This is a genomic window from Bradyrhizobium sp. USDA 4510, from assembly GCF_054059095.1.
The window spans coordinates 5,730,368-5,750,973 of record NZ_JBSSBT010000001.1; the positions used below are offsets into that span (position 1 = coordinate 5,730,368).

Annotated in this window: 20 protein-coding genes; 9 read left to right on the top strand and 11 right to left on the bottom strand. The window is 65.8% G+C overall.

Features of this window, described 5'->3' with window-relative positions; translation table 11 throughout:
- Positions 1–56: 56 nt before the first annotated feature.
- Positions 57–944, top strand: coding sequence for a non-homologous end joining protein Ku (gene ku / locus ACVMDN_RS26670; protein WP_057015087.1), 888 nt, complete (start codon positions 57–59; stop codon positions 942–944).
- Positions 945–1,056: 112 nt separating this feature from the next.
- On the opposite strand, the gene ACVMDN_RS26675 is transcribed toward ku, so the two are convergent.
- From ACVMDN_RS26675 to ACVMDN_RS26705, 7 genes are all read right to left on the bottom strand, one after another.
- Complete coding sequence (locus tag ACVMDN_RS26675) at positions 1,057–1,299, bottom strand: DUF6496 domain-containing protein (RefSeq protein ID WP_076823917.1); 243 nt, start codon at positions 1,297–1,299, stop codon at positions 1,057–1,059.
- A gap of 148 nt (positions 1,300–1,447) precedes the next feature.
- Positions 1,448–2,137, bottom strand: coding sequence for a response regulator (locus ACVMDN_RS26680; RefSeq protein WP_057014875.1), 690 nt, complete (start codon positions 2,135–2,137; stop codon positions 1,448–1,450).
- Positions 2,134–4,845 (bottom strand): sensor histidine kinase, encoded by a 2,712-nt coding sequence (locus ACVMDN_RS26685; protein WP_076823914.1) that lies wholly within the window; start codon positions 4,843–4,845, stop codon positions 2,134–2,136. Before ACVMDN_RS26685 ends, ACVMDN_RS26680 begins: the two co-directional genes overlap by 4 nt.
- Before the next feature lie 39 nt (positions 4,846–4,884).
- Positions 4,885–5,490: a K(+)-transporting ATPase subunit C gene (locus ACVMDN_RS26690; RefSeq protein ID WP_057014873.1), complete on the bottom strand. Its 606-nt coding sequence runs from the start codon at positions 5,488–5,490 to the stop codon at positions 4,885–4,887.
- Between the two features lie 113 nt (positions 5,491–5,603).
- Positions 5,604–7,715, bottom strand: coding sequence for a potassium-transporting ATPase subunit KdpB (kdpB, locus tag ACVMDN_RS26695; RefSeq protein ID WP_076823911.1), 2,112 nt, complete (start codon positions 7,713–7,715; stop codon positions 5,604–5,606).
- Positions 7,716–7,738: 23 nt separating this feature from the next.
- Positions 7,739–9,442 (bottom strand): potassium-transporting ATPase subunit KdpA, encoded by a 1,704-nt coding sequence (gene kdpA, locus ACVMDN_RS26700; RefSeq protein ID WP_456834834.1) that lies wholly within the window; start codon positions 9,440–9,442, stop codon positions 7,739–7,741.
- A gap of 119 nt (positions 9,443–9,561) precedes the next feature.
- Positions 9,562–9,651: a K(+)-transporting ATPase subunit F gene (locus tag ACVMDN_RS26705; RefSeq protein WP_016846764.1), complete on the bottom strand. Its 90-nt coding sequence runs from the start codon at positions 9,649–9,651 to the stop codon at positions 9,562–9,564.
- A gap of 492 nt (positions 9,652–10,143) precedes the next feature.
- Here ACVMDN_RS26705 and ACVMDN_RS26710 point away from each other — a divergent pair, with 492 nt between their 5' ends.
- From ACVMDN_RS26710 to ACVMDN_RS26735, 6 genes are all read left to right on the top strand, one after another.
- On the top strand, positions 10,144–10,608 hold the full coding sequence (locus tag ACVMDN_RS26710; protein ID WP_057014870.1) for a hypothetical protein: 465 nt from the start codon (positions 10,144–10,146) through the stop codon (positions 10,606–10,608).
- A gap of 13 nt (positions 10,609–10,621) precedes the next feature.
- Entirely contained in the window at positions 10,622–10,897 is a 276-nt protein-coding gene (locus tag ACVMDN_RS26715; RefSeq protein WP_028332704.1) for a hypothetical protein, read from the top strand.
- A 174-nt stretch (positions 10,898–11,071) separates the two neighbouring features.
- On the top strand, positions 11,072–11,326 hold the full coding sequence (locus ACVMDN_RS26720; RefSeq protein WP_057015086.1) for a hypothetical protein: 255 nt from the start codon (positions 11,072–11,074) through the stop codon (positions 11,324–11,326).
- A 21-nt stretch (positions 11,327–11,347) separates the two neighbouring features.
- Complete coding sequence (gene dapA, locus ACVMDN_RS26725) at positions 11,348–12,277, top strand: 4-hydroxy-tetrahydrodipicolinate synthase (RefSeq protein WP_076823904.1); 930 nt, start codon at positions 11,348–11,350, stop codon at positions 12,275–12,277.
- A gap of 114 nt (positions 12,278–12,391) precedes the next feature.
- Positions 12,392–13,801, top strand: coding sequence for an NfeD family protein (locus tag ACVMDN_RS26730; RefSeq protein ID WP_076823902.1), 1,410 nt, complete (start codon positions 12,392–12,394; stop codon positions 13,799–13,801).
- Entirely contained in the window at positions 13,798–14,559 is a 762-nt protein-coding gene (locus ACVMDN_RS26735; RefSeq protein WP_028332707.1) for a slipin family protein, read from the top strand. The genes ACVMDN_RS26730 and ACVMDN_RS26735 overlap by 4 nt, the downstream gene beginning before the upstream one ends.
- Before the next feature lie 218 nt (positions 14,560–14,777).
- Here the strand turns inward: ACVMDN_RS26735 and ACVMDN_RS26740 are convergent, their stop codons facing one another.
- A complete protein-coding gene (locus tag ACVMDN_RS26740) occupies positions 14,778–14,942 on the bottom strand; it encodes a hypothetical protein (protein ID WP_158074157.1) in 165 nt (54 codons plus the stop codon).
- Position 14,943: 1 nt separating this feature from the next.
- Positions 14,944–15,219, bottom strand: coding sequence for a hypothetical protein (locus ACVMDN_RS26745; protein WP_076823899.1), 276 nt, complete (start codon positions 15,217–15,219; stop codon positions 14,944–14,946).
- Positions 15,220–15,482: 263 nt separating this feature from the next.
- On the opposite strand from ACVMDN_RS26745, the gene ACVMDN_RS26750 reads away from it, so the two are divergent.
- Together ACVMDN_RS26750 and lon are read left to right on the top strand one after the other, a co-directional pair.
- Positions 15,483–15,890 (top strand): Hsp20/alpha crystallin family protein, encoded by a 408-nt coding sequence (locus ACVMDN_RS26750; protein ID WP_028332710.1) that lies wholly within the window; start codon positions 15,483–15,485, stop codon positions 15,888–15,890.
- 11 nt (positions 15,891–15,901) lie between these two features.
- Complete coding sequence (lon, locus tag ACVMDN_RS26755) at positions 15,902–18,280, top strand: endopeptidase La (RefSeq protein ID WP_076823896.1); 2,379 nt, start codon at positions 15,902–15,904, stop codon at positions 18,278–18,280.
- Between the two features lie 81 nt (positions 18,281–18,361).
- Here lon and ACVMDN_RS26760 read toward each other — a convergent pair whose 3' ends face one another.
- Entirely contained in the window at positions 18,362–18,610 is a 249-nt protein-coding gene (locus ACVMDN_RS26760) for a hypothetical protein (RefSeq protein ID WP_028342462.1), read from the bottom strand.
- A 151-nt stretch (positions 18,611–18,761) separates the two neighbouring features.
- Entirely contained in the window at positions 18,762–20,417 is a 1,656-nt protein-coding gene (locus tag ACVMDN_RS26765) for an OFA family MFS transporter (RefSeq protein ID WP_076823893.1), read from the bottom strand.
- Positions 20,418–20,606: the final 189 nt, after the last annotated feature.

The window sequence follows — 20,606 nt, forward strand, 5'->3', positions numbered from 1 at the left end:
AACCAAAACCCACGGTATCCGTTCAAGTTCCAAACTCAAGCTGTTTGGAGGCGATCATGGCCGCTCCCCGCGCCTACTGGAAAGGCACGCTCAAGCTCTCGCTGGTGTCATGCCCGGTGGCGCTCTACCCGGCCTCGACCGCGGTCGAGAAGACCCGCTTCCACATGATCAACCGGGAGACCGGCAACCGGCTGAAGCAGCAGATGGTCGATACCGAGACCGGCGACGTTGTCGAGGGCGATCAGAAGGGCCGCGGCTACGAGGTCAGCAAGGGCAAATATGTCGAGATCGAGAAGGACGAGCTCGAAGCGGTGCAGATCGAGAGCAACCATACCATCGACATCGACAGCTTCGTGCCCGAGGGCGAGATCGACAAGCGCTATCTCGACCACCCCTACTACATCAGGCCCGACGGCAAGGCCGGCGTCGACGCGTTCGCGGTGATCCGCGACGCCATGAAGGATCAGGACCGCGTCGCGCTGGCGCGGATCGTGCTGACCAACCGCGAGCATGTGATCGCGATCGAGCCGCTCGACAAGGGCATGCTCGGCACCACCTTGCGTTACCCCTACGAGCTGCGCGACGCCGACGATTATTTCGACGACATCAGGAGCCCGAAGGTCACGAAGGACATGATCGAGCTCGCCGGCCATATCCTCGACAGCAAGGCCGCGCATTTCGATCCGTCGAAATTCAAGGACGAGTACGAGACCGCGCTGAAGGCCCTGGTCCGCCGCAAGGCGGCCGGCAAGCCGATCAAGGCCGCCGAGCGCGAGGAGAAGCCAAGCAACGTCGTGAGCCTGATGGACGCGCTGCAGCAGAGCCTGAAAGGCGGCAAGAGCGGCGCAAGGCGCTCGCGCTCCACCGCGCGCCGCCCGACCCCGCATCGCCGCGCCGCCAAGAAGGCGCACCGGTCAAGCGCGCGGCGACGCAAGGCGGGATGAGATCTCTCGTCCTTGCGAGCGCAGCGAAGCAATCCATCTCTCCACATACGCGGAGGGATGGATTGCTTCGTCGCTACGCTCCTCGCAATGACGGATGGATGCAACTCGTCCGCTACTTCTTCTTCGAGCTCTTCCGCTTCTTGGCAGTCTTGCGCTTCTTCGCCGTCTTCTTCTTTGACGACTTCTTCGGCACTTTCCTGCCCTTGGCGCGTGCCTCGGACAAGCCGATCGCGATCGCCTGCTTGCGGCTCTTCACCTTCTTCTTGGAGCGGCCGCTGCGCAGCGTGCCTGCCTTGCGTTTCTTCATCGCGCCCTCGACATCGCGCGATGCCTTCCGCGAATATTTCCTTGCCATGGGTTTTCTCCCGGTGAGGGAAAACAAGCCTCGATGGCAGCGAAAGTTCCGTTTGGTGTCGTCGGACGCCGGCACCAACGTAGCCCGCATGAGCGCAGCGACATGCGGGAGATGCCCCGGATATCGCTTCGCTCATCCGGGCTACCTGTTAGTCCGCCGCGCGCAGCCGATAGCCGATGCCGGTCTCGGTCAGCACGAATTGCGGACGCTCCGGGTCGGCCTCGATCTTCTGGCGGAGCTGGCGCACATAGACGCGCAGATATTGCGCGTCGGTCAGTTCGTCCCACAATTCCTTCAAGAGGAAGCGGTGGGTCAGCACCTTGCCGGCATGCTGAACCAGCACGCGCAACAGGTCATATTCCTTCGGCGACAGCTTGATCTCTTTGTCGCCGACCTTGACGATCCGGCGCACCAGATCGACCGAAAGATCGCCGGAGCGAAACACCGGCCGCTCGCCCTGCACCTGCAACTGGTGCCGCAGCGCCGCGCGCAGCCGCGCCAGCAATTCGTCCATGCCGAACGGCTTGGTCAGGTAGTCGTCGGCGCCGAGATCGAGCGCCTGCACCTTGCCGGCCTCGTCGCCGCGGCTCGACAGCACCACGATCGGCACGCTCTCGTTGCGGCCGCGGATCATGCGCAAGAGGTCATGGCCCTGAATGTCGGGCAATCCGAGGTCGAGGATGATCAGCGCCGGTCCCTCACCCAGCATCTCCAGCGCCAGCTTGCCGTTGGATGCCTCGAGGATGTCATAGCCCTGCGTGCTCAGCCCCATCCGCAGCAACTTGCGGATCGGCGGCTCGTCGTCGATGACCAGGACCTTGATCGGCGTCGCGTTCATGCAGCAGTGTCCAGCGCGTTGGTGTCGGCAGGGATCGGCAGGCGGATGGTGATGACGGCGCCGCTGCGGTCGGCGCGGTTGGCCGCCGCGATCGTGCCGCGCATCGCCTCGACGAAGCCGCGCGAAATCGCAAGCCCGAGGCCGGTACCGGGACGGACATGGTCGCCCTTCTCGGCGCGATAGAATTTGTCGAACACGCTTTCGAGCTCGGCCGCGGGAATCCCGTTGCCTTCATCGAGGATCTGCAGCGCGATGGTGTCGCGATCGCGGGCGCCGCGGATCGAGATCGTGGTGTCCGACGGGGCGTATTTGGCAGCGTTGTCGAGCAGGTTGAACAGCACCTGCTCGAACAGCACGGCGTCGAGCTCCAGCATCGGCAGATCGGCCGCGAGCTCCAGCGACACCCGGTGATGCACCAGGATCTTGCTCGCCCGCCGCAGCGCGCTGCCGACGATCTCGCCGACATCATGGCGCGCCGTGTTCGGCACGATCGCGCCGGATTCCAGCTTGGTCATGTCGAGCAGATTGGCGATGAACCGATTCAGCCGCTCGGACTCGTCGATCACGGTGGCGAGCAGATCGTGCTTCTGCGCATCGCTCAGGTTGGCGCCGAGGTCGCGCAGCGCCGAGGCCGAGCCGAGCACCGAGGCCAGCGGCGTCTTGAGATCGTGCGAAATCGAGGTCAGGAGCGCGCCGCGCAGCCGGTCGGATTCCACCGTGCGCTTGACGCGGTCCATGTCCTCGACCAGCAGCACGCGCTCGATCGCCAGCGCGCCCTGATCGACCAGCGCATCGAGCAGCCGGCGCTGGTCCGGCGTCAGCAAGGGCCCGGTGCGGTCGTCGTCGATGCCGATCACCCCGATCGGGCCGCGGCCGGTGCGCATCGGCAGGAACAGCCGTTTTCCCCCCGGCAGCGTGTCGGAGCCGCGGCCGGCCGGACGGTCGTTGCCCCAGGCCCAGTTGGCGGCGGCAAGATCGGCCTGGTCGAGCTGATCCTCCGGCGGATAGCCGCTCTTGACGGTCAGCATGCCGTCCTCCGGCAGCAGCAGCACCACGCGCACCTTGAGCATCAGCGCAATCTGGTAGGCGGTCGCCCACAGCACGTCGTCCAGTGTCGCGGTGCCGGCGAGCTTGCGGCTGAAGGCGTAGAGCGATTCGGTGGTGCGGACCCGGCTGATCGCGGTGTCGGCCTGGGTGCGCACCCGCGCCGCGACGTTGGAGACCAGCAGCGCGATCAGCATGAAGAAGAAGAACGCCGCGACATTGGTCGGGTCGGTGATGGTGAAGGTATAGACCGGCGGCAGGAAGAAGAAATTGTAGCACAGCGAGGCCGCGACGCTCGCCAGCAGCGACGGCCCGAGGCCGTAGCGCGCCGCGGCGCCGACCACGGCGGTGAGGAACACGAGGTCGACATTCTCGATGCCGAAGAACGGCTGGATCAGCTTGGCCGCGCCGAGCCCGAGCGCCGCCAGCAGCAGCGCCATCAGATAGGGCCGCGGATTGAACGGCTCCTGCCGCTGCGCGGTCTGCACCGCCGCCTTGCCGACCGGCAGCTCGTCGCCGGCGATCACGTTGACGCTGATATTGCCGGCGCGGCGCACCAGATCGTGCACCACGGACCCATGCGTCAGCTCGAACCAGCGCGAGCGCGTCGACTTGCCGATGATGATCTGGGTGACGTTGTTGGCCTGGGCGAAATTGATGACGTCGTCGGCGATACGGCGGCCGACGCCGGGCAGCGTCAGCGCCTCGCCGCCGAGCGATTCCGCGAGCCGCATGGTGTCGGCCAGCCGGTCGCGCTGCTCGTCGGAAAGTTGCAGGCTGCGCCGCGTCTCGATGCTGACCGCGGTCCATTGCGCATGCAGCCGGTCGGCGAGGCGCTTGGTGTAGCGCACGAGGCCGGCCGCGCGCGGATCCTCGCTCAGGCAGACCAGGATGCGCTCGCCGGCGGCCCAGGGTCCGGCAATCGCATTGGCCTGCATGTGGTTGAGCAGCTGCTCGTCGACCCGCTCGGCCGTGCGGCGCAGCGCCAGCTCGCGCAGCGCGGTGAGATTGCCGGGCGAGAAATAGTGTTCCAGCGCCCGCTCGGCCTGCTTGGGCACATAGACCTTGCCCTCCTTCAGCCGCTGGATCAGGTCGTCGGGCGTCAGGTCGATCAGCTCGATGGCATCGGCGCGATCGACCACCGAGTCGGGCACCGTCTCGCGCACCCGTACATGGGTGATCTGCGCGACGACGTCGTTGAGGCTCTCGATGTGCTGGATGTTGATCGCGGTATAGACGTCGATGCCGTGCGACAGCAGCTCCTCGACGTCGAGATAGCGCTTGGGATGCCGGCTGCCCGGCGCGTTGGTATGGGCGAGCTCGTCGACCAGCGCGAGCTGCGGCCGCCGCGCGATCAATGCATCGAGGTCCATCTCCTCTAGCGTCTGGTCGCGATAGGTCAGCCGCTTCCGCGGCAGCACCTCGAGACCCCTGAGCAGCGTCTCGGTCTCGACCCGACCGTGGGTTTCGACGACGCCGACCACGACGTCGACGCCCGCCTTCAGGCGGGCGTGGGCGCTCGAGAGCATCTCGTAGGTCTTGCCGACGCCGGGGGCGGCGCCGATGAAGATCTTCAGCCGTCCCGATCGATCGGTCTCCCGGCGCGCCGCCTCCAGCAGCGCATCCGGCGAGGGTCGTTTGTCAGGGTCGCGCTGATTGGCCATACCGCAATATAGTCATCCTGCGAGGGGCAGCCTACTCTCCTATTTTGGCTTTGCCGCGTCGAGCGCCAGGTTGAGCGCAAGAACGTTAACACGGGGCTCGCCGATCACGCCGGCGAAGCGGCCCTGCGTGTTCTGCGTCACCAGCTCACGCACTGCGTCCTCGGACATGCTGCGCGCTTTGGCGACCCGCGGCACCTGGAACAGCGCGGCGTCCGGCGAGATATCCGGATCGAGCCCGCTGCCCGACGTGGTCACAAGATCGACCGGCACGCTGGCGGACGGGTTCTCCGCCTTCAGCTTCTCGACATCCTCCTTGACCCGGTCGTTCAGCGCCTTGCTGGTCGGGCCGAGGTTGGAGCCGCCGGAATTGGCCGCGTTGTAGGGCGCCGGCACTGTCTTCGTGGAGTCGTTCGGATCGGGCGCGACCGTCGCCGACGGCCGGCCATGGAAGTATTTATCTTCCTTGAACTCCTGCCCGATCAGGGCGGAGCCGATCACCTTGCCGTCCTGCTCGATCAGGCTGCCTTGCGCCTGGCGCGGGAAGATGACGCCGGCGATGCCGGTGATGGCGAGCGGATAGGCAAGGCCCGTGATCGCGGTCAGCAGGACCAGCACGAGGATGGCGGGGCGGATTTCTTTCAGCATGACTGGTCTCCTAAATCTCTTTCGTCATTGCGAGCGAAGCGAAGCAATCCATGGATCGGCATAACGGATGGATGGATTGCTTCGTCGCTTCGCTCCTCGCAATGACGTTGTGGTTAAGCCAGGCCCAAAGCGGCGACGACGAGGTCGATCGCCTTGATGCCGATGAACGGGATGACGATGCCGCCGAGACCGTAGATCATCAGGTTACGGCCGAGCAGCGCGCCGGCACCCACCGCGCGATACTTGACGCCCTTCAGCGCCAAGGGAATCAGCGCGATGATGATCAGCGCATTGAAGATGATCGCCGACAGGATCGCGCTTTGCGGACTCGCCAGGTGCATCACGTTCAGCACCTGAAGCTGCGGATAGAACGCGAGGAACATCGCCGGGATGATCGCAAAGTACTTCGCGACGTCGTTGGCGATCGAGAACGTGGTCAGCGCGCCGCGGGTCATCAGCAGCTGCTTGCCGATCTCGACCACCTCGATCAGCTTGGTCGGGTTGGAATCGAGGTCGACCATGTTGCCGGCCTCGCGGGCGGCCTGCGTGCCGGTGTTCATGGCGACGCCGACATCGGCCTGCGCCAGCGCCGGCGCGTCGTTGGTGCCGTCGCCGCACATCGCGACCAGCTTGCCCTTGGACTGCTCGTCGCGGATCAGCTTGAGCTTGTCCTCGGGGGTTGCCTGCGCCAGGAAGTCGTCGACGCCGGCCTCGGCCGCGATCGCGGCCGCGGTCATCGGGTTGTCGCCGGTGATCATCACGGTGCGGATGCCCATGCGGCGCAGTTCGGCAAAGCGCTCGCGGATACCGCCCTTGACGATGTCCTTCAGGTGCACGACGCCGAGCAGCTTGCCGTCCTTGGCGACGGCCAGCGGCGTGCCGCCGGCCTTTGCGATCTCGTCGGCGATCGACTGGATCTCGCGCGCTTCGGCGCTCATCGTCGCCGCGAGCGCGCGGACGGTGTTGCCCGAGGCGACGGTGCGGGGCGAGCCGCCGTCGATATAGGCAAGGATCGCGTCCACCGCGCCCTTGCGGACCGACGACGTGCCGGCATCGATGCCGCTCATGCGGGTCTGCGCGGTGAACGGCACGAAGGTCGCGGCAAGCTCATGCATGTCGCGTCCGCGGATGCCGTATTTCTCCTTGGCGAGCACCACGATCGAGCGGCCTTCCGGCGTCTCGTCGGCCAGCGAGGCAAGCTGCGCTGCGTCGGCGAGGTCCTGCTCGGCGACGCCGCGGATCGGACGGAATGCGGTCGCCTGGCGGTTGCCGAGCGTGATGGTGCCGGTCTTGTCCAGCAGCAGCGTATCGACGTCGCCGGCAGCCTCCACCGCGCGGCCAGACATCGCCAGCACGTTGAAGCGCACCAGGCGGTCCATGCCGGCGATGCCGATCGCCGACAGAAGCGCGCCGATCGTGGTCGGGATCAGCGTCACGAACAGCGCCACCAACACCACGACCGAAATCGAGCCGCCGGCATAGGCCGCATAGCTCGGGATCGTCACCGTCGCGAACACGAAGATGATGGTGAGGCCGGCCAGCAGGATGTTGAGCGCGATCTCGTTCGGCGTCTTCTGCCGCTCGGCGCCCTCCACCAGCCTGATCATGCGGTCGATGAAGGTCGAGCCCTGGGCTGCGGTGATGCGGACACGGATCCAGTCCGACAGCACCTGGGTGCCGCCGGTGACCGCGGAACGGTCGCCGCCGGACTCGCGGATCACGGGCGCGGATTCACCCGTGATCGCGGCTTCATTGACCGAGGCCACGCCTTCGATCACCTCGCCGTCGGACGGGATGTTGTCGCCGGCCTCGACCAGCACGACGTCGCCGACCTTCAGCGAGGTGCCGGGCACCATGCGATAGGTCCGGTCGGTGCCGGTGAGCAGCTTGGCCTGGCTCTCGGTGCGGGTCTTTTTCAGCGATTCCGCCTGCGCCTTGCCGCGGCCTTCGGCAACGGCCTCGGCGAAGTTGGCGAACAGCACCGTGAACCAGAGCCAGAGGATAATCTGGAAGGTGAAGCCGAGATTGGCGCTGCCGGTGACGAGGTCGCGGACGAAGATCACCGTGGTCAACGCGGCCACGACCTCGACCACGAACATCACGGGGTTCTTCGCCATCAGCCTAGGATCGAGCTTGACGAAGGCCGAGCGGATCGCCGGCACCAGGATCTTCGGGTCGAACATGGTCGACGCCGTCACCTGCTTTTGCAGTCTTGTGGTTTCCATGGTTGTCACTCCGGACAATTCGATCAGAACAGGGTGTTGGCGTTCATGGCGAGGTGCTCGACGATCGGCCCGAGCGCCAGCGCCGGGAAGAAGGTGAGACCGCCGATGATCAGGATCACGCCGATGACGAGGCCGACGAACAGCCCGCCGGTGGTCGGGAAGGTGCCCGCCGAGGCCGGGATCGACTTCTTCTCGACCAGCGAACCTGCAATGGCCATCGCCGGCACGATCATGAAGAAGCGGCCGACGAACATCGCGGAGGCGAGCGTCAGATTGTAGAACAGGGTGTTGCCGGTGAGGCCCGCGAAGGCCGAGCCGTTGTTGCCGGTCGCCGAGGTGAACGCGTACAGCACCTCGGTGAAGCCGTGCGGGCCGGAGTTCGCCATCGAGGCCACCGCCGACGGCAGTACCACGCCGACCGCGGTCCAGCCGAGATACATCAGCGGCAGCACCAGGATCGCGAGCATCGCCATCTTGACCTCGCGCGCCTCGATCTTCTTGCCGACATATTCCGGAGTGCGGCCGACCATCAGGCCGGCGACGAAGATCGCCAGCACGACGAACAGCAGCATGCCGTAGAAGCCGGCGCCGACGCCGCCGATGATGACCTCGCCGAGCTGCATGTTGATCAGCGGGATCATGCCGCCGAGCGCGGTGAAGCTGTCATGCATGGCATTGGCCGCGCCGCAGGAGGCGGCAGTCGTGACGACGGCGAACAGCGAGGACGCGACGATGCCGAAGCGGACCTCCTTGCCCTCCATGTTGCCGCCGGTGAGACCGAGCGCGTGCAGCGCCGAGGTGCCGTTGGCTTCCGCCCAGTAGGTGACGGTGACGCCGGCGACGAACAGGATGCCCATCACGGCGAAGATCGCCCAGCCCTGGCGCTCGTTGCCGACCATGCGGCCGAACACGTTGGTCATGGCGGCGCCGAGTGCGAAGATCGAGACCATCTGCACGAGGTTCGACAGCGCGGTCGGATTCTCGAACGGATGCGCGGCGTTGGCGTTGAAGAAGCCGCCGCCATTGGTGCCGAGCATCTTGATCGCGACCTGCGAGGCCACGGGCCCGAGCGCGATGGTCTGCTTGCCGCCCTCCAGCGTGGTGGCGTCGACATAAGCGCCGAGCGTCTGCGGCATGCCCTGCCAGACCAGGAACAGCGCGTAGACGACGCAGATCGGCAGCAGCACGTAGAGCGTGCAGCGCGTGACATCAACCCAGAAATTGCCGACGGTGCGCATCGACGAGCGGGTGAAGCCGCGGATCAGCGCCATCGCCAGCGCGATGCCGGTCGCCGCCGACAGGAAATTCTGGTGGGTGAGGCCGACCATCTGGACCAGATAGGACAGCGTGCTCTCGCCGCCGTAGTTCTGCCAGTTGGTGTTGGTGATGAAGGAGATCGCGGTGTTGAAGGAAAGGTCCTCGGCGACCGCCGACTGTCCGGCCGGGTTGAACGGCAGCACCGCCTGCAGCCGCATCAGGCCGTAGATGATGGCGAAGCCGCCGACATGGAACAGCAGCATGGCGACCGTATAGGTCAGCCAGTGCTGCTCGCGCCGCTCGTCGACGCCGCCGACCCAGTAGATGCCGCGCTCGACCGGGCGCAGCACGGGCGCCAGGAAGGTGCGCTCGCCGTTGAACACGCGGGTCATGTACCAGCCGAGCGGTTTGACCAGCGCGGCAACGATCGCGCAGAACAGAATAATTTGAATCCAGCCGATGACGGTCATTGCGTCAAACCTTTCGAATGGGAGCGAAGCGCAGCATCGACGCGAACAAGCCGAGCAACAGCCCGGTCAGCATCGCGTCGGCTAACAGAATTGTGCAAAGCGCTGACATCGCGGGCCGCCTAGAAGCGTTCGGGCCGCAGCAATGCGTAAGTGAGGTAGAACAGCAGGCCGAGCGAGACGAGGCCGGCGAGCGAGTAATCGAAGATCATCGCCGCCTCCGTTACAGCCGTTCGCAGGCGTAGGCGTAGCCGATGCCGGCCGCGAAGAAGCCGATCGCAAGCGCCGCCATGAGAATGTCCATCATGTGAGACTCCTATGCGTCACAGGGCGCGGGCCATTGCATAGGCGTCCCGCGCCGGATGGCCGTGAGGTGCCATCCGGGACATAGGTTTTCGAGAGGTGGCGAGTAAGGACGTTATAGGAATCCTATAAGTGCCACGAGCTGCGCAGCCGTCGTCCCGGCGAAGGCCGGGACCCATAACCACAGGGCCGAGTTTTGTGATGGCTGGGCCCAGCGCGACACGAAAACTGAAATCGGTGGTTATGGGTCCCGGCCTTCGCCGGGACGACGTGTCTTTATGGAATGCCTATATCTCCGTCCCCCGCCTCATCTCGTTTTCAAATGGCACTCCGGCCATTTTGAGCGTGCGGCCAATGCCTTGAGCTTGGATTTCTTGGGCCGCGCAAGACGAGATGACGCCATGTCCGTACTTTCCCAGAACACCTCCATCGATCTCGGCGACCGGCTGCGCGACGCCTATGCGGTGACAGCCGAATTCATGGCCGACATCATCAGCCAGACCTGCCGGCGCTTTCCCTCGGTCGGACAGAGCGGCAAGACCCGCCAGGTCGAGCGGCTGATCCAGTCGGGCGCCTGGACCGACGCCGCGATCGCGCTGCTCGATCTGGAACTGCCGCAATGGCAGATCCGCCGCCTGGTCTATGACGAGGGCGAGTGGCACTGCGCATTGTCACGCGAACGCGAGCTGCCGGACTGGCTCGACCAGTCGATCGAGACCCACCACACCGATCTTGCACTCGCGATCCTCAGCGCCTTCGTGGAGGCGCAGCGCATCTCGACGCCCGATAGCCGAACCAGCGTGCCGACCGTCCGTCGCGACACGCGCGCGCTGTACGAGCCGCTGTTCGTCGACAATATCGGCTGACGGCGGCGCGGCCGTGGACACCAAACAACTGCCGCGGCAGCTGCAGTCGGTCCAGGTCATGGTCCGCTTCGGCTTCCGGCTTGCCATCATGATCGGCTTTGCCGTGTTCGCCGGCGCCGGCTTCGGCAAGGGCCTCGTCACGCTGTTGTGGATGTCGGCCGTGATCTGCGCCTTCGCCGGGATCGCCAAGCGCGAAATGCCGTTTGCCGCAAACCTCAATCACTGGGACGAGATGACCGCCTATGTCGCGCTGTGCGCGCTCGGCACCGGCATCGTCCAGCGCCTCTAGACCATCCTCACAAATCCTATGCCGCTCCTATGAAGTCGCTGCTCGCACGCGCTCGATTTCATATCCCGCAAATCAGACATTGATCGCGTGACCGTGACTGAAGCGTTTTCGAGCGAGCCGGATACCGGTTCGCGCGAGGAAAACGCGTCAGAAACAAAAAGAAGGACCACCACCGTGAAACTCGTCGAACCTCCCTCGTGTAGCGCCGCGTCCACCGTCGTCTTCATCGGCCGCAACCATCGCGGCCAGTGGGTCGCCCAGCAACAGAACGGCCTCTATGGCGGCCTGTTCGTCAACCGCGCCCAGGCCGTCAAATACGCGCTGTTCGAAAACGGCCAGCATCCTGAAATGATCGTCGAGCTTTCGCGTGAGATCGAGCTCGATATGCGCGGCGAGACCGCGAGCTTTCCCGCGATCCGCGTGGCGTGAGCCACCCATGACTTGACAAACATGACCTGGCAAACGGCTGCGAAAGCCGACACGGCCGGATGGCTGTCGGGCTTCATCCCCGATCTTCCGACCCCCTTCAACCATCGGGGCGAGATCGACGTGGACGCGTTCGGCCGGCTGTGCGAGCGCCAGATCGCGGCCGGCGCCACCGCGCTGGTGGTCGGCGAGACCGCAGGTGAAAGCGCGACGCTGGAGCCCGCGGAACGTGCGCAGCTGGTCCGGATCGCGGCCGGCGTCGCGCGCAAGCGGGTTCGCATCATCGCCGGCGCCGGATCGAACGCGACCGATCGCGCCGTCACATTCACCCGGGCCGCGGAAGCGGCCGGCGCCGACGCCGTCATGTCGGTCGTACCCTATTACAACAAGCCTATGCCACGGGGCACGGCGGCGCATTTCCACGCGGTCGCCGCGGCCACCACGCTGCCCGTCATCCTGCACGACATTCCGTCGCGCACGGTCAAGGGCCTTGCCAACGAGACGCTGCTCGAGCTCGCCGCATCGCCACGCTTCGTGGGATTGCGCGATGGCAGCGGTGACGTTGCCCGGCTGGCGCGCCTGCGCTCACGCCTGCCGGCGACATTCCGAATGCTGACCGGCGACGACGCCTCCTCGTTGGCCTGGCTCGCCGCCGGTGGCGATGGCTGCATCTCGGTCGTGACAAACGTCGCGCCCGATCTGTACGTGGCCGTTCACAGGCATTTCCGCGAGGGACGGTTGTATCAGGCGCGGGAGTTGCACCAGCGGCTGGTGCCGCTTGCGACCTTGCTGGAGCGCGAGCATCCCGCCGCATTGAAGTTCGCGCTGTCGCTTCTGGGATTCATGCCGCCGACGACGCGGCTGCCGATCGTGCAATTGAACGGGTCGGCAAAGGCCGAGGTCTCGCAGGCGATGGCTGAGCTTGCCGACGAGTACCTCGCAGCCGCGCATTGAGGTTTGCCGACCCGACGGAAGCCATCGCAATGCACAATGCGATGAGCACACGGTGCCCGTGACGCGGCGCCAACTTGAGGTTCCGAAACGGCGCCCCATATCCACGGCAAGGGAGTGCTTGCCGTGCACACCACCTTCAAGGCGGCCCTCGTTGTTGCGACCGTCCTGGTCGCTCTGGTTGTCTCCATCCGTCCCGGTCCGGCCGCGGACAACAGCCATCTTGGCCTGACCATTTCAATCGACGGGGCAATTGGGCCGGCAGCGGCCAGCTACGTCAAGGACGGCCTGGCCAAGGCCGCCGAGCGCCACGCCGAAATTGTTATCCTGCGTTTGAATACGCCGGGCGGCCTCAGCACCAGCATGCGTGAGATCATCGCCGACGTGCTGGCCTCGCCCGTTCCCGTGGTCGGCTACGTTGCGCCATCCGGCGCCCATGCCGCGAGCGCCGGGACCTATATCCTCTATGCGACCCATCTCGCGGCCATGGCGCCCGGCACCAATATCGGCGCCGCGACGCCGGTGCAGATCGGCGGCCCGATACCGGGGCTGCCGGGCAGCACCCCGGACAAGGGCGACAAGGACCAGAAGGACGGCGGCCATCCGTCCGAAACCAAGGATGCCATGACGGCGAAGGTGACGAATGATGCCGTTGCCTTCATCCGCAGCCTGGCCGAATTGCGCGGCCGCAATGCCGACTGGGCCGAGAAGGCGGTGCGCGATGCCGCCACCCTCTCCGCCAACGCAGCGCTGCAGGCCAACGTCATCGATCTCACCGCGCGCGATCCGGCCGACCTGCTCAGGCAGGTCGATGGCCGGACCATCGAGCTTCCCGGCGGCAAGACGCAACGCCTGGCGACCACGGACACCGCGATCGAGGCCATCGATCCCACCTGGATCGCGCGCGCGCTTGCGGTCATCACCGACCCCAACATCGCATTCATTCTCCTGATGGTCGGCATCTACGGCCTGATCTTCGAGTTCATGTCGCCCGGTGCCGTGGCGCCCGGGGTTGTCGGGACGATCTGCCTGCTGCTCGGTCTGTACGCACTCAACATGCTGCCGATCAACTACGCGGGCTTCGCCCTGATGCTGGTCGGGATCGCGCTGCTCGCAATCGAAGCCTTCAACCCGACCGTCATGATCGGCCTCGGAGGAATAGTCGCCTTCGTGCTTGGAGCAGCCATGCTGTTTCGGATCGAGGCGCCCGGTTACCGGCTGTCATGGCCGGTCATCGGCATCATCGCCGCGATGTTCACCGGGCTCATTCTCGTCGTGCTCGGCGCGCTCCGCCGGGCGCGCAAGGGCCCGGTGCGGATCGGTGCGCAAGCCATGCGCGGGCTATCGGCCGAGGTGCTCGACTGGTCCGAGACCACGGGTCACGTCTTCACCAACGGCGAACGCTGGCAAGCGCGCAGCACCGAGACATTCACGGCGGGAGACACGGTCGAGGTCGCCAACATCATCGATTTGACGCTGGTGGTACGGCGCACGCCGGCCTCTCCCGGCGAGGGAGGTAAGGCATGATGCTTGATTATTTCACCTATGCGGCGATCGCGCTGCTGATCATCGTATTCCTGACCCAGGCCGTGCGCGTGCTGCGCGAATACGAGCGCGGCGTCATCTTCACGCTCGGCCGTTTCACCGGGGTGAAGGGCCCGGGGCTCATCATCCTGATTCCGGTGGTGCAGCAGCTGGTGAAGGTCGATCTCAGGGTGGTGGTGCAGGTGGTGCCGCCGCAGGACGTGATTTCGCGCGACAACGTCTCGGTCAAGGTCAACGCCGTGCTCTACTTCCGCATCGTCGATCCCGAGCGCGCCATCATCAAGGTCAGCGACTACATGGCTGCGACCAGCCAGCTTGCGCAGACCACGCTGCGTTCGGTGCTCGGCAAGCACGAGCTCGACGAGATGCTGGCGGAACGCGACAAGCTGAACGCCGATATCCAGGAGACCCTCGACAGGCAGACCGACGTCTGGGGCATCAAGGTCACCGGGGTCGAGATCAAGGATATCGATCTCAATGAGACGATGGTGCGGGCGATCGCCAAGCAGGCCGAGGCGGAACGGCTGCGGCGCGCCAAGGTGATCAACGCGATGGGCGAGCAGCAGGCCGCCGAGAAGCTGGTCGAGGCCGGCCGGATCCTCGCCCAGGAGCCGCAAGCGATGCAGCTGCGCTACTTCGCGGCGCTGCACGACATTGCCGGCGAGCGCTCCTCGACCGTGGTCTTCCCGCTGCCGATGAACCTTCTCGATCACCTGGCGCCGCGACGTGAAGCGACGTGAACTGGTTTGGGAGTAGAAACGACGGTCGCTCAAGGTCGGCGCGCTCGGGATCGTGGGTCTCGTAGGCGCCGCGGCCTCTGCACGTCACTGCGAGCCAACGGGCCGCGCGAACGTGCGCCCGATGACAGGCTCCGCGAAGCAATCCATCGCGCCACATGCGGAGATATGGATTGCTTCGTCGCCATGCTCCTCGCAATGACGCGGATGGGTTCGGGGGCTTAACGCCCGCGATGCTTGGCCCGCCACGCAGGTCCCGGACCGCGCATGTAATGCGCCTCGGGCCGGTAGCCGCCGATCGGCTCCTCGCCGATCCAGGCGAGGAATGCGAGCAGCCCTTCTGCGGCGCGGCGCGGCAGGGCAGCGATGAACAAAACTGTGCGCATCTCAGTAGTCCCACTTCTCGCCGAGCACGACCGGCGCCCGTGGATATCTCTCGGCGTCGCCGCCGAGCATGCCGACGTTGAGGTTGGTCCGCGCCCAATCCTCGTGGCCGCGATGCAGCAGCAGCTCATTGCGGAGCCGATGAATCTTGGCGGCGGCGATCGCACGGTGAACAGTCCTGAAGACGAGGCCGATCCGCCGGAACGTCCGCCGCAGCATCAAGGGCATGGCGCCGGCCGAACCGTGCGGCCGGGCATCGTGGTAATGGAGCAGGGTCATGTGCCACCTTCCCGTTTGGCGGCGCGCGCGAGCGCACCGCATCACGGCAAAAGATGCGGGGAAGGCCGTAGGAATTCGAGAGCAGCCGCGGTCCTGTCACATAGCCGCGGCATAAGCGTCCGGCTGCGGTCCGTGCACCGCCGTCATGCCGCGAATCGCGACATTTCGGACAATTTTACCCTCGATCAGCGGCGCGAGGGGCAGGTTTACGGTCGGCGGCAAGACCGGTAACCTTGCCTCCCAATGCGACGTGGAGAGTGCCCATGCGGCCCAAGGATCAGATCAACTGGATGCTGTCGGATGCGATCGAGGCGCTCGCCCGCGCCGAACGGCTGCACCAGAGCTTCCTCAATTTGCACCCGCGCGCGGGAAGCACCGAGCCGAGCTGGGAACCGCCGACCGACGTGATCGAGACCGAGGATGAAATCCTGATCCTGGTCGCGTTGCCGGGGGTCGATCCCGACGAGGTCGAGGCCGCGCTCGACGGCGGCACGCTGGTGATCTCCGGCCGCCGCACCCTGCCCCCTGAACTCCGCAACGCCCGTATCCTGCGCCTCGAACTGCCGCAGGGCCGGTTCGAGCGCCGCATCGCGCTGCCGACCGGCCGCTACACGATCAGCCGCTTTGCCGCGCATGGTTGCGTCGGCCTGCGGCTCGGAAAGTCGAGCTAAAGGATTTCGACATGGCTGCCTCAGACGTTTCAAGCCCAGCTTCAACTTCGACGCCGATCCCGAGCGACGCGCTGATCATCGTCCCGGTGCGCAACACCGTGCTGTTTCCGGATGTCATCATTCCGATCACGATCGCCCGGGCGACCTCGATTGCCGCGGCCCAGCAGGCGGTGCGCGAGCAGCGGCCGATCGGCATCCTGCTGCAGCGCGATCCCGAGACCAACGATCCCGGCCCCGACGGGCTTTACCGCGTCGGCACCACAGCCAACATCGTGCGCTACATCACCGGTGCGGACGACAGCCACCATCTGGTCTGCCAGGGCGTGCAGCGCATGCGCGTGCTCGACTATCTGCCGGGCACGCCGTTCCTCGCGGCCCGCGTGCTGCAAATCCCGGAGCCGACCACCACCTCGCCCGAGATCGAGGCGCGCTTCCTCAATCTGCAGCGCCAGGCTCTGGAGGCCGCGCAATTGCTGCCGCAAGTGCCGCAGGAGCTGATCGCCGCGCTGCAGGGCACCACCTCGCCGGCAACCCTTGCCGACCTTGCGACGTCCTACATGGACATCAAGCCGTCGGAGAAACAGGACATCCTGGAAACCATCGATCTCGTGGCACGGATGGACAAGGTGTCGCGTCACCTCGCCGAACGTATCGAGGTGCTGCGGCTGAGCCAGGAGATCGGGCAGAAGACCAAGGCCGTGTTCGACGAGCGGCAGCGCGAGGCGATCCTGCGCGAGCAGATGGCGACGATCCAGCGCCAGCTCGGCGAAGGTGACGGCAAGGCCGCGGAAGTCGCCGAGCTGACCAAGGCGATCGTCGAGGCCAAGATGCCGCCGGAGGCCGAAAGCCAGGCGCAGAAGGAACTGCGCCGCTACGAGCGGATGCCGGAGGCAGCGGCCGAATCCGGCATGGTGCGCAGCTATCTCGACTGGCTGATCGATCTGCCCTGGAGCATTCCGGAGGAGAAGCCGATCGACATCGCGGAGGCGCGCAAGATCCTCGACCAGGACCATTATGGCCTCGAGAAGATCAAGAGCCGCATCATCGAATATCTCGCGGTGCGCAAGCTCGCGCCCGGCGGCAAGGCGCCGATCCTGTGCTTCCTCGGGCCGCCCGGGGTCGGCAAGACCTCGCTCGGCCAATCGATCGCGCGCGCGATGGCGCGGCCGTTCGTCCGCGTCTCGCTCGGCGGCGTGCATGACGAGGCCGAGATCCGCGGCCATCGCCGCACCTACATCGGGGCGCTGCCTGGCAACATCATCCAGGCGATCAAGAAAGCCGGCGCACGCAATTGCGTGATGATGCTGGATGAGATCGACAAGATGGGCCGTGGCATCCAGGGCGATCCGTCGGCCGCGATGCTGGAAGTGCTCGACCCCGAGCAGAACAGCACCTTCCGCGACAATTATCTCGGCGTGCCGTTCGACCTCTCGCGCGTCGTCTTCATCGCCACCGCCAACATGCTCGACGGCGTCCCCGGCCCGCTGCTCGACCGCATGGAGCTGATCAGTCTCGCCGGCTACACCGAGGACGAGAAGCTCGAGATCGCCAAGCGCTATCTGGTCCGCCGCCAGCTCGAGGCCAACGGCATCAAGGCCGAGCAGGTCGAGATCGATCCGGATGCGCTGCGGCTGATCATCCGCAGCTACACCCGCGAGGCCGGCGTGCGCAACCTGGAGCGCGAGATCGGCAAGGTGCTGCGCAACGTCGCGGTGCAGATCGCCGAGGGCAGCACCAGCCACGTCACCATCGCGCCGAAGGACATCGTCTCGCTGCTCGGCCAGCCGAGGTTCGAGAACGAGATCGCGATGCGCACCAGCATCCCGGGCGTTGCCACCGGGCTGGCCTGGACCCCGGTCGGCGGCGACATCCTGTTCATCGAGGCGTCGCGCACGCCGGGCCGCGGCGCGTTGATCCTCACCGGCCAGCTCGGCGAGGTGATGCGCGAGAGCGTGCAGGCCGCGCTAACCCTGGTGAAGAGCCGGGCCTCGCAGCTCGGCATCGACCCCGGCGTGTTCGAGAAGAGCGACATCCACGTCCACGTTCCGGCCGGCGCGACGCCGAAGGACGGTCCGAGCGCGGGCGTTGCGATGTTCACCGCCCTCACCTCGCTCCTGACCGATCGCACGGTGCGCAGCGATACCGCGATGACCGGCGAGATCTCGCTGCGCGGCCTGGTGCTGCCGGTCGGCGGCATCAAGGAGAAGGTGGTCGCGGCCGCGGCCGCCGGCCTGACCCGGGTGATGCTGCCGGCGCGCAACAAGCGCGACTTCGACGACATCCCCGCCGGCGCCCGCGCCAAGCTGGAGTTCATCTGGCTCGAACGGGTCGACGAGGCGATCGCAGCCGCGCTGGAGGCCGCCAAGACGACGCCCGCCGCCGCGGAGTGACCGCGTCTCGAACGCAACAAGAGGGCGTGACAGCGATCGCCGTCACGCCCTCTTGCGTTGCAGATAGCGGAGCGGTGCCGCTCAGCTCTTGCCCATGCATTCTTCGATGTAGAACCAGCGGTCGTCGCCGGTCAGGCCCTTCGACTTCACCTCGGCGCGGCAAGCCTTCAGCTTTGGCTTGTTGGCCTTCCACTTCGCCTTCATGTCCTTCAGCTTCTGCATGGTCAGCTTGACCTTCGACGGCTTGGCCTCGGTGGTCTGGGCTGACGCGGTGTGCAGCGAGCCGGCGAGAAGCAGGGCGGCCACAAGACAGCTTGCGGTACGAAACATGACTGAAATGTCCCTTGATTATCTGTTGATTTGAACGGCGTAGAGCTTCTTGTTTGACGCGTCTTCTTCACGCGAACCGGCATCCACTTCGCTCGAAAACGCTTCAGGCCGCGCGGGATACCAGATGGCCCGCGCGCGGCCTGAACTGCGATCAGAGGATTTTGACCGCGCTGAGCAGCGTCATGTAGACGCCCCACGCCAGCGGAATGCCGACGAACAGCCAGAACAGCGCCGCCTTGGCGTCAAGCCCGCCGAACCCGATCCCGTAGGAACCATGCGGTCCGGCCGCCGCGGCGCTGGCGCTCGCATCCTGCAGTTTGGCAACCTCGGCGTCGCTCATATGCCATTTCGCATCGACCGGCTTGATCAGGTAGTTGCAGATCAGGCCCGCGATCAACATGGCGCACAGGATGTACATCGTGGTGTTGTAGAGCTGGTCGCGCGGCACGCCTGCGGCCAGCTGGAACTCACGGATGTAGTTCACCACGACAGGACCGATGATGCCGGCGGTCGACCATGCCGTCAGCAGACGGCCGTGGATGGCGCCGACGAACTGGGTGCCGAACATGTCGGCGAGATAGGCCGGCACGGTGGCGAAGCCGCCGCCATACATCGACAGGATGATGCCGAAGCCGAGCACGAACAACAGCTTCGATCCCATCGCGGCGAAGGTCGGCGCCAGCGCGTAGAGCGCGATGCCGAGGATGAAGAACGTGTAGTAGGTGTTCTTGCGGCCGATCTTGTCCGACAGCGACGCCCAGAAGAAGCGGCCGCCGATGTTGAACAGCGACAGCAATCCGGCAAAGCCGGCCGCGATCGCCGCGATCTGCGCCTTCTGTCCGGCATCGAGCTGGTTGAAGCCGACATTGGGCAGGCCGATCAGCTTGCCCGCGAAGATCTCCTGCAGCATCGGCGAGGCCATGCCGATCACGCCGATGCCCGCCGACACGTTCAGGCAGAGCACCCACCAGATCAGCCAGAATTGCGGCGTCTTGTGCGCGTTGTCGAGATGGACGTGCTTGCTCGAGATCATCGCGTTGGCCTTCGTCGGCGGCGTCCAGCCTTCGGGCTGCCAGCCGGCCGGCGGGATGCGATAGCGGAACGCGCCGATCATCATGAACACGAAGTAGATCGCGCCCATGGCGAGGAAGGTCTCCCAGACGCCGACCGAGGTCGGGGTCTTGAAGTAGTTCATCAGCCTGTCGGCGAGCGGGGCGCCGATCATCGCGCCGCCGCCGAAGCCCATGATCGCCATGCCGGTCGCCATGCCGCGCCGGTCGGGGAACCATTTCACCAGCGTCGACACCGGCGAGATGTAGCCGAGGCCGAGGCCGACGCCGCCGATCACGCCGGAGCCGAGCCACATCAGCCAGAGCTGGTGCGTGTAGACGCCGAGCGCGCCGATCACGAGACCGCCGGCCCAGCACAGCGCCGCGACGAAGCCGGCCTTGCGCGGACCGACCTTCTCGAGCCAGCCGCCCCAGATCGCGGCGGAGACGCCGAGCAGCACAAAGAACAGCGTGTACATCCACCCGAGGCTCGCGACCTTCCAGTCGCAGGTGGTGGTGAACAGCTCCTGCACCAGCGAGATGTCGGGGCACGCCTTCGGCGCGGTCAGGCCGATCGCGCGCGACAGCGGCAGCCAGAACACCGAGAAGCCGTAAGCCATGCCGATGCACAGATGGATGCAGAGCGCGGCCGGCGGCACCAGCCAGCGGTTGAAGCCGGCGGTCGCGATTGTATGTTCCTTGTCGAGGAAACCTGCGCTTGTCGCGGATACGCGTCCGGCACTGCTCACTGTGGTCATTGACACCTCCCCTGCAGTCGCCATTACGACAGGCGCATCTGCGTCTTCGATCCCGTCTCAACCCATTGCGGCCAGCGTCAGCCGGCAGCTCCGCACATTTCCTCAATGCGTCGGGACCAACCACGCACATTCCGGAAATGCTAACCCCCAATACGGCCGGATATGCCCGGCCGTGCAGCCCGTGATCTG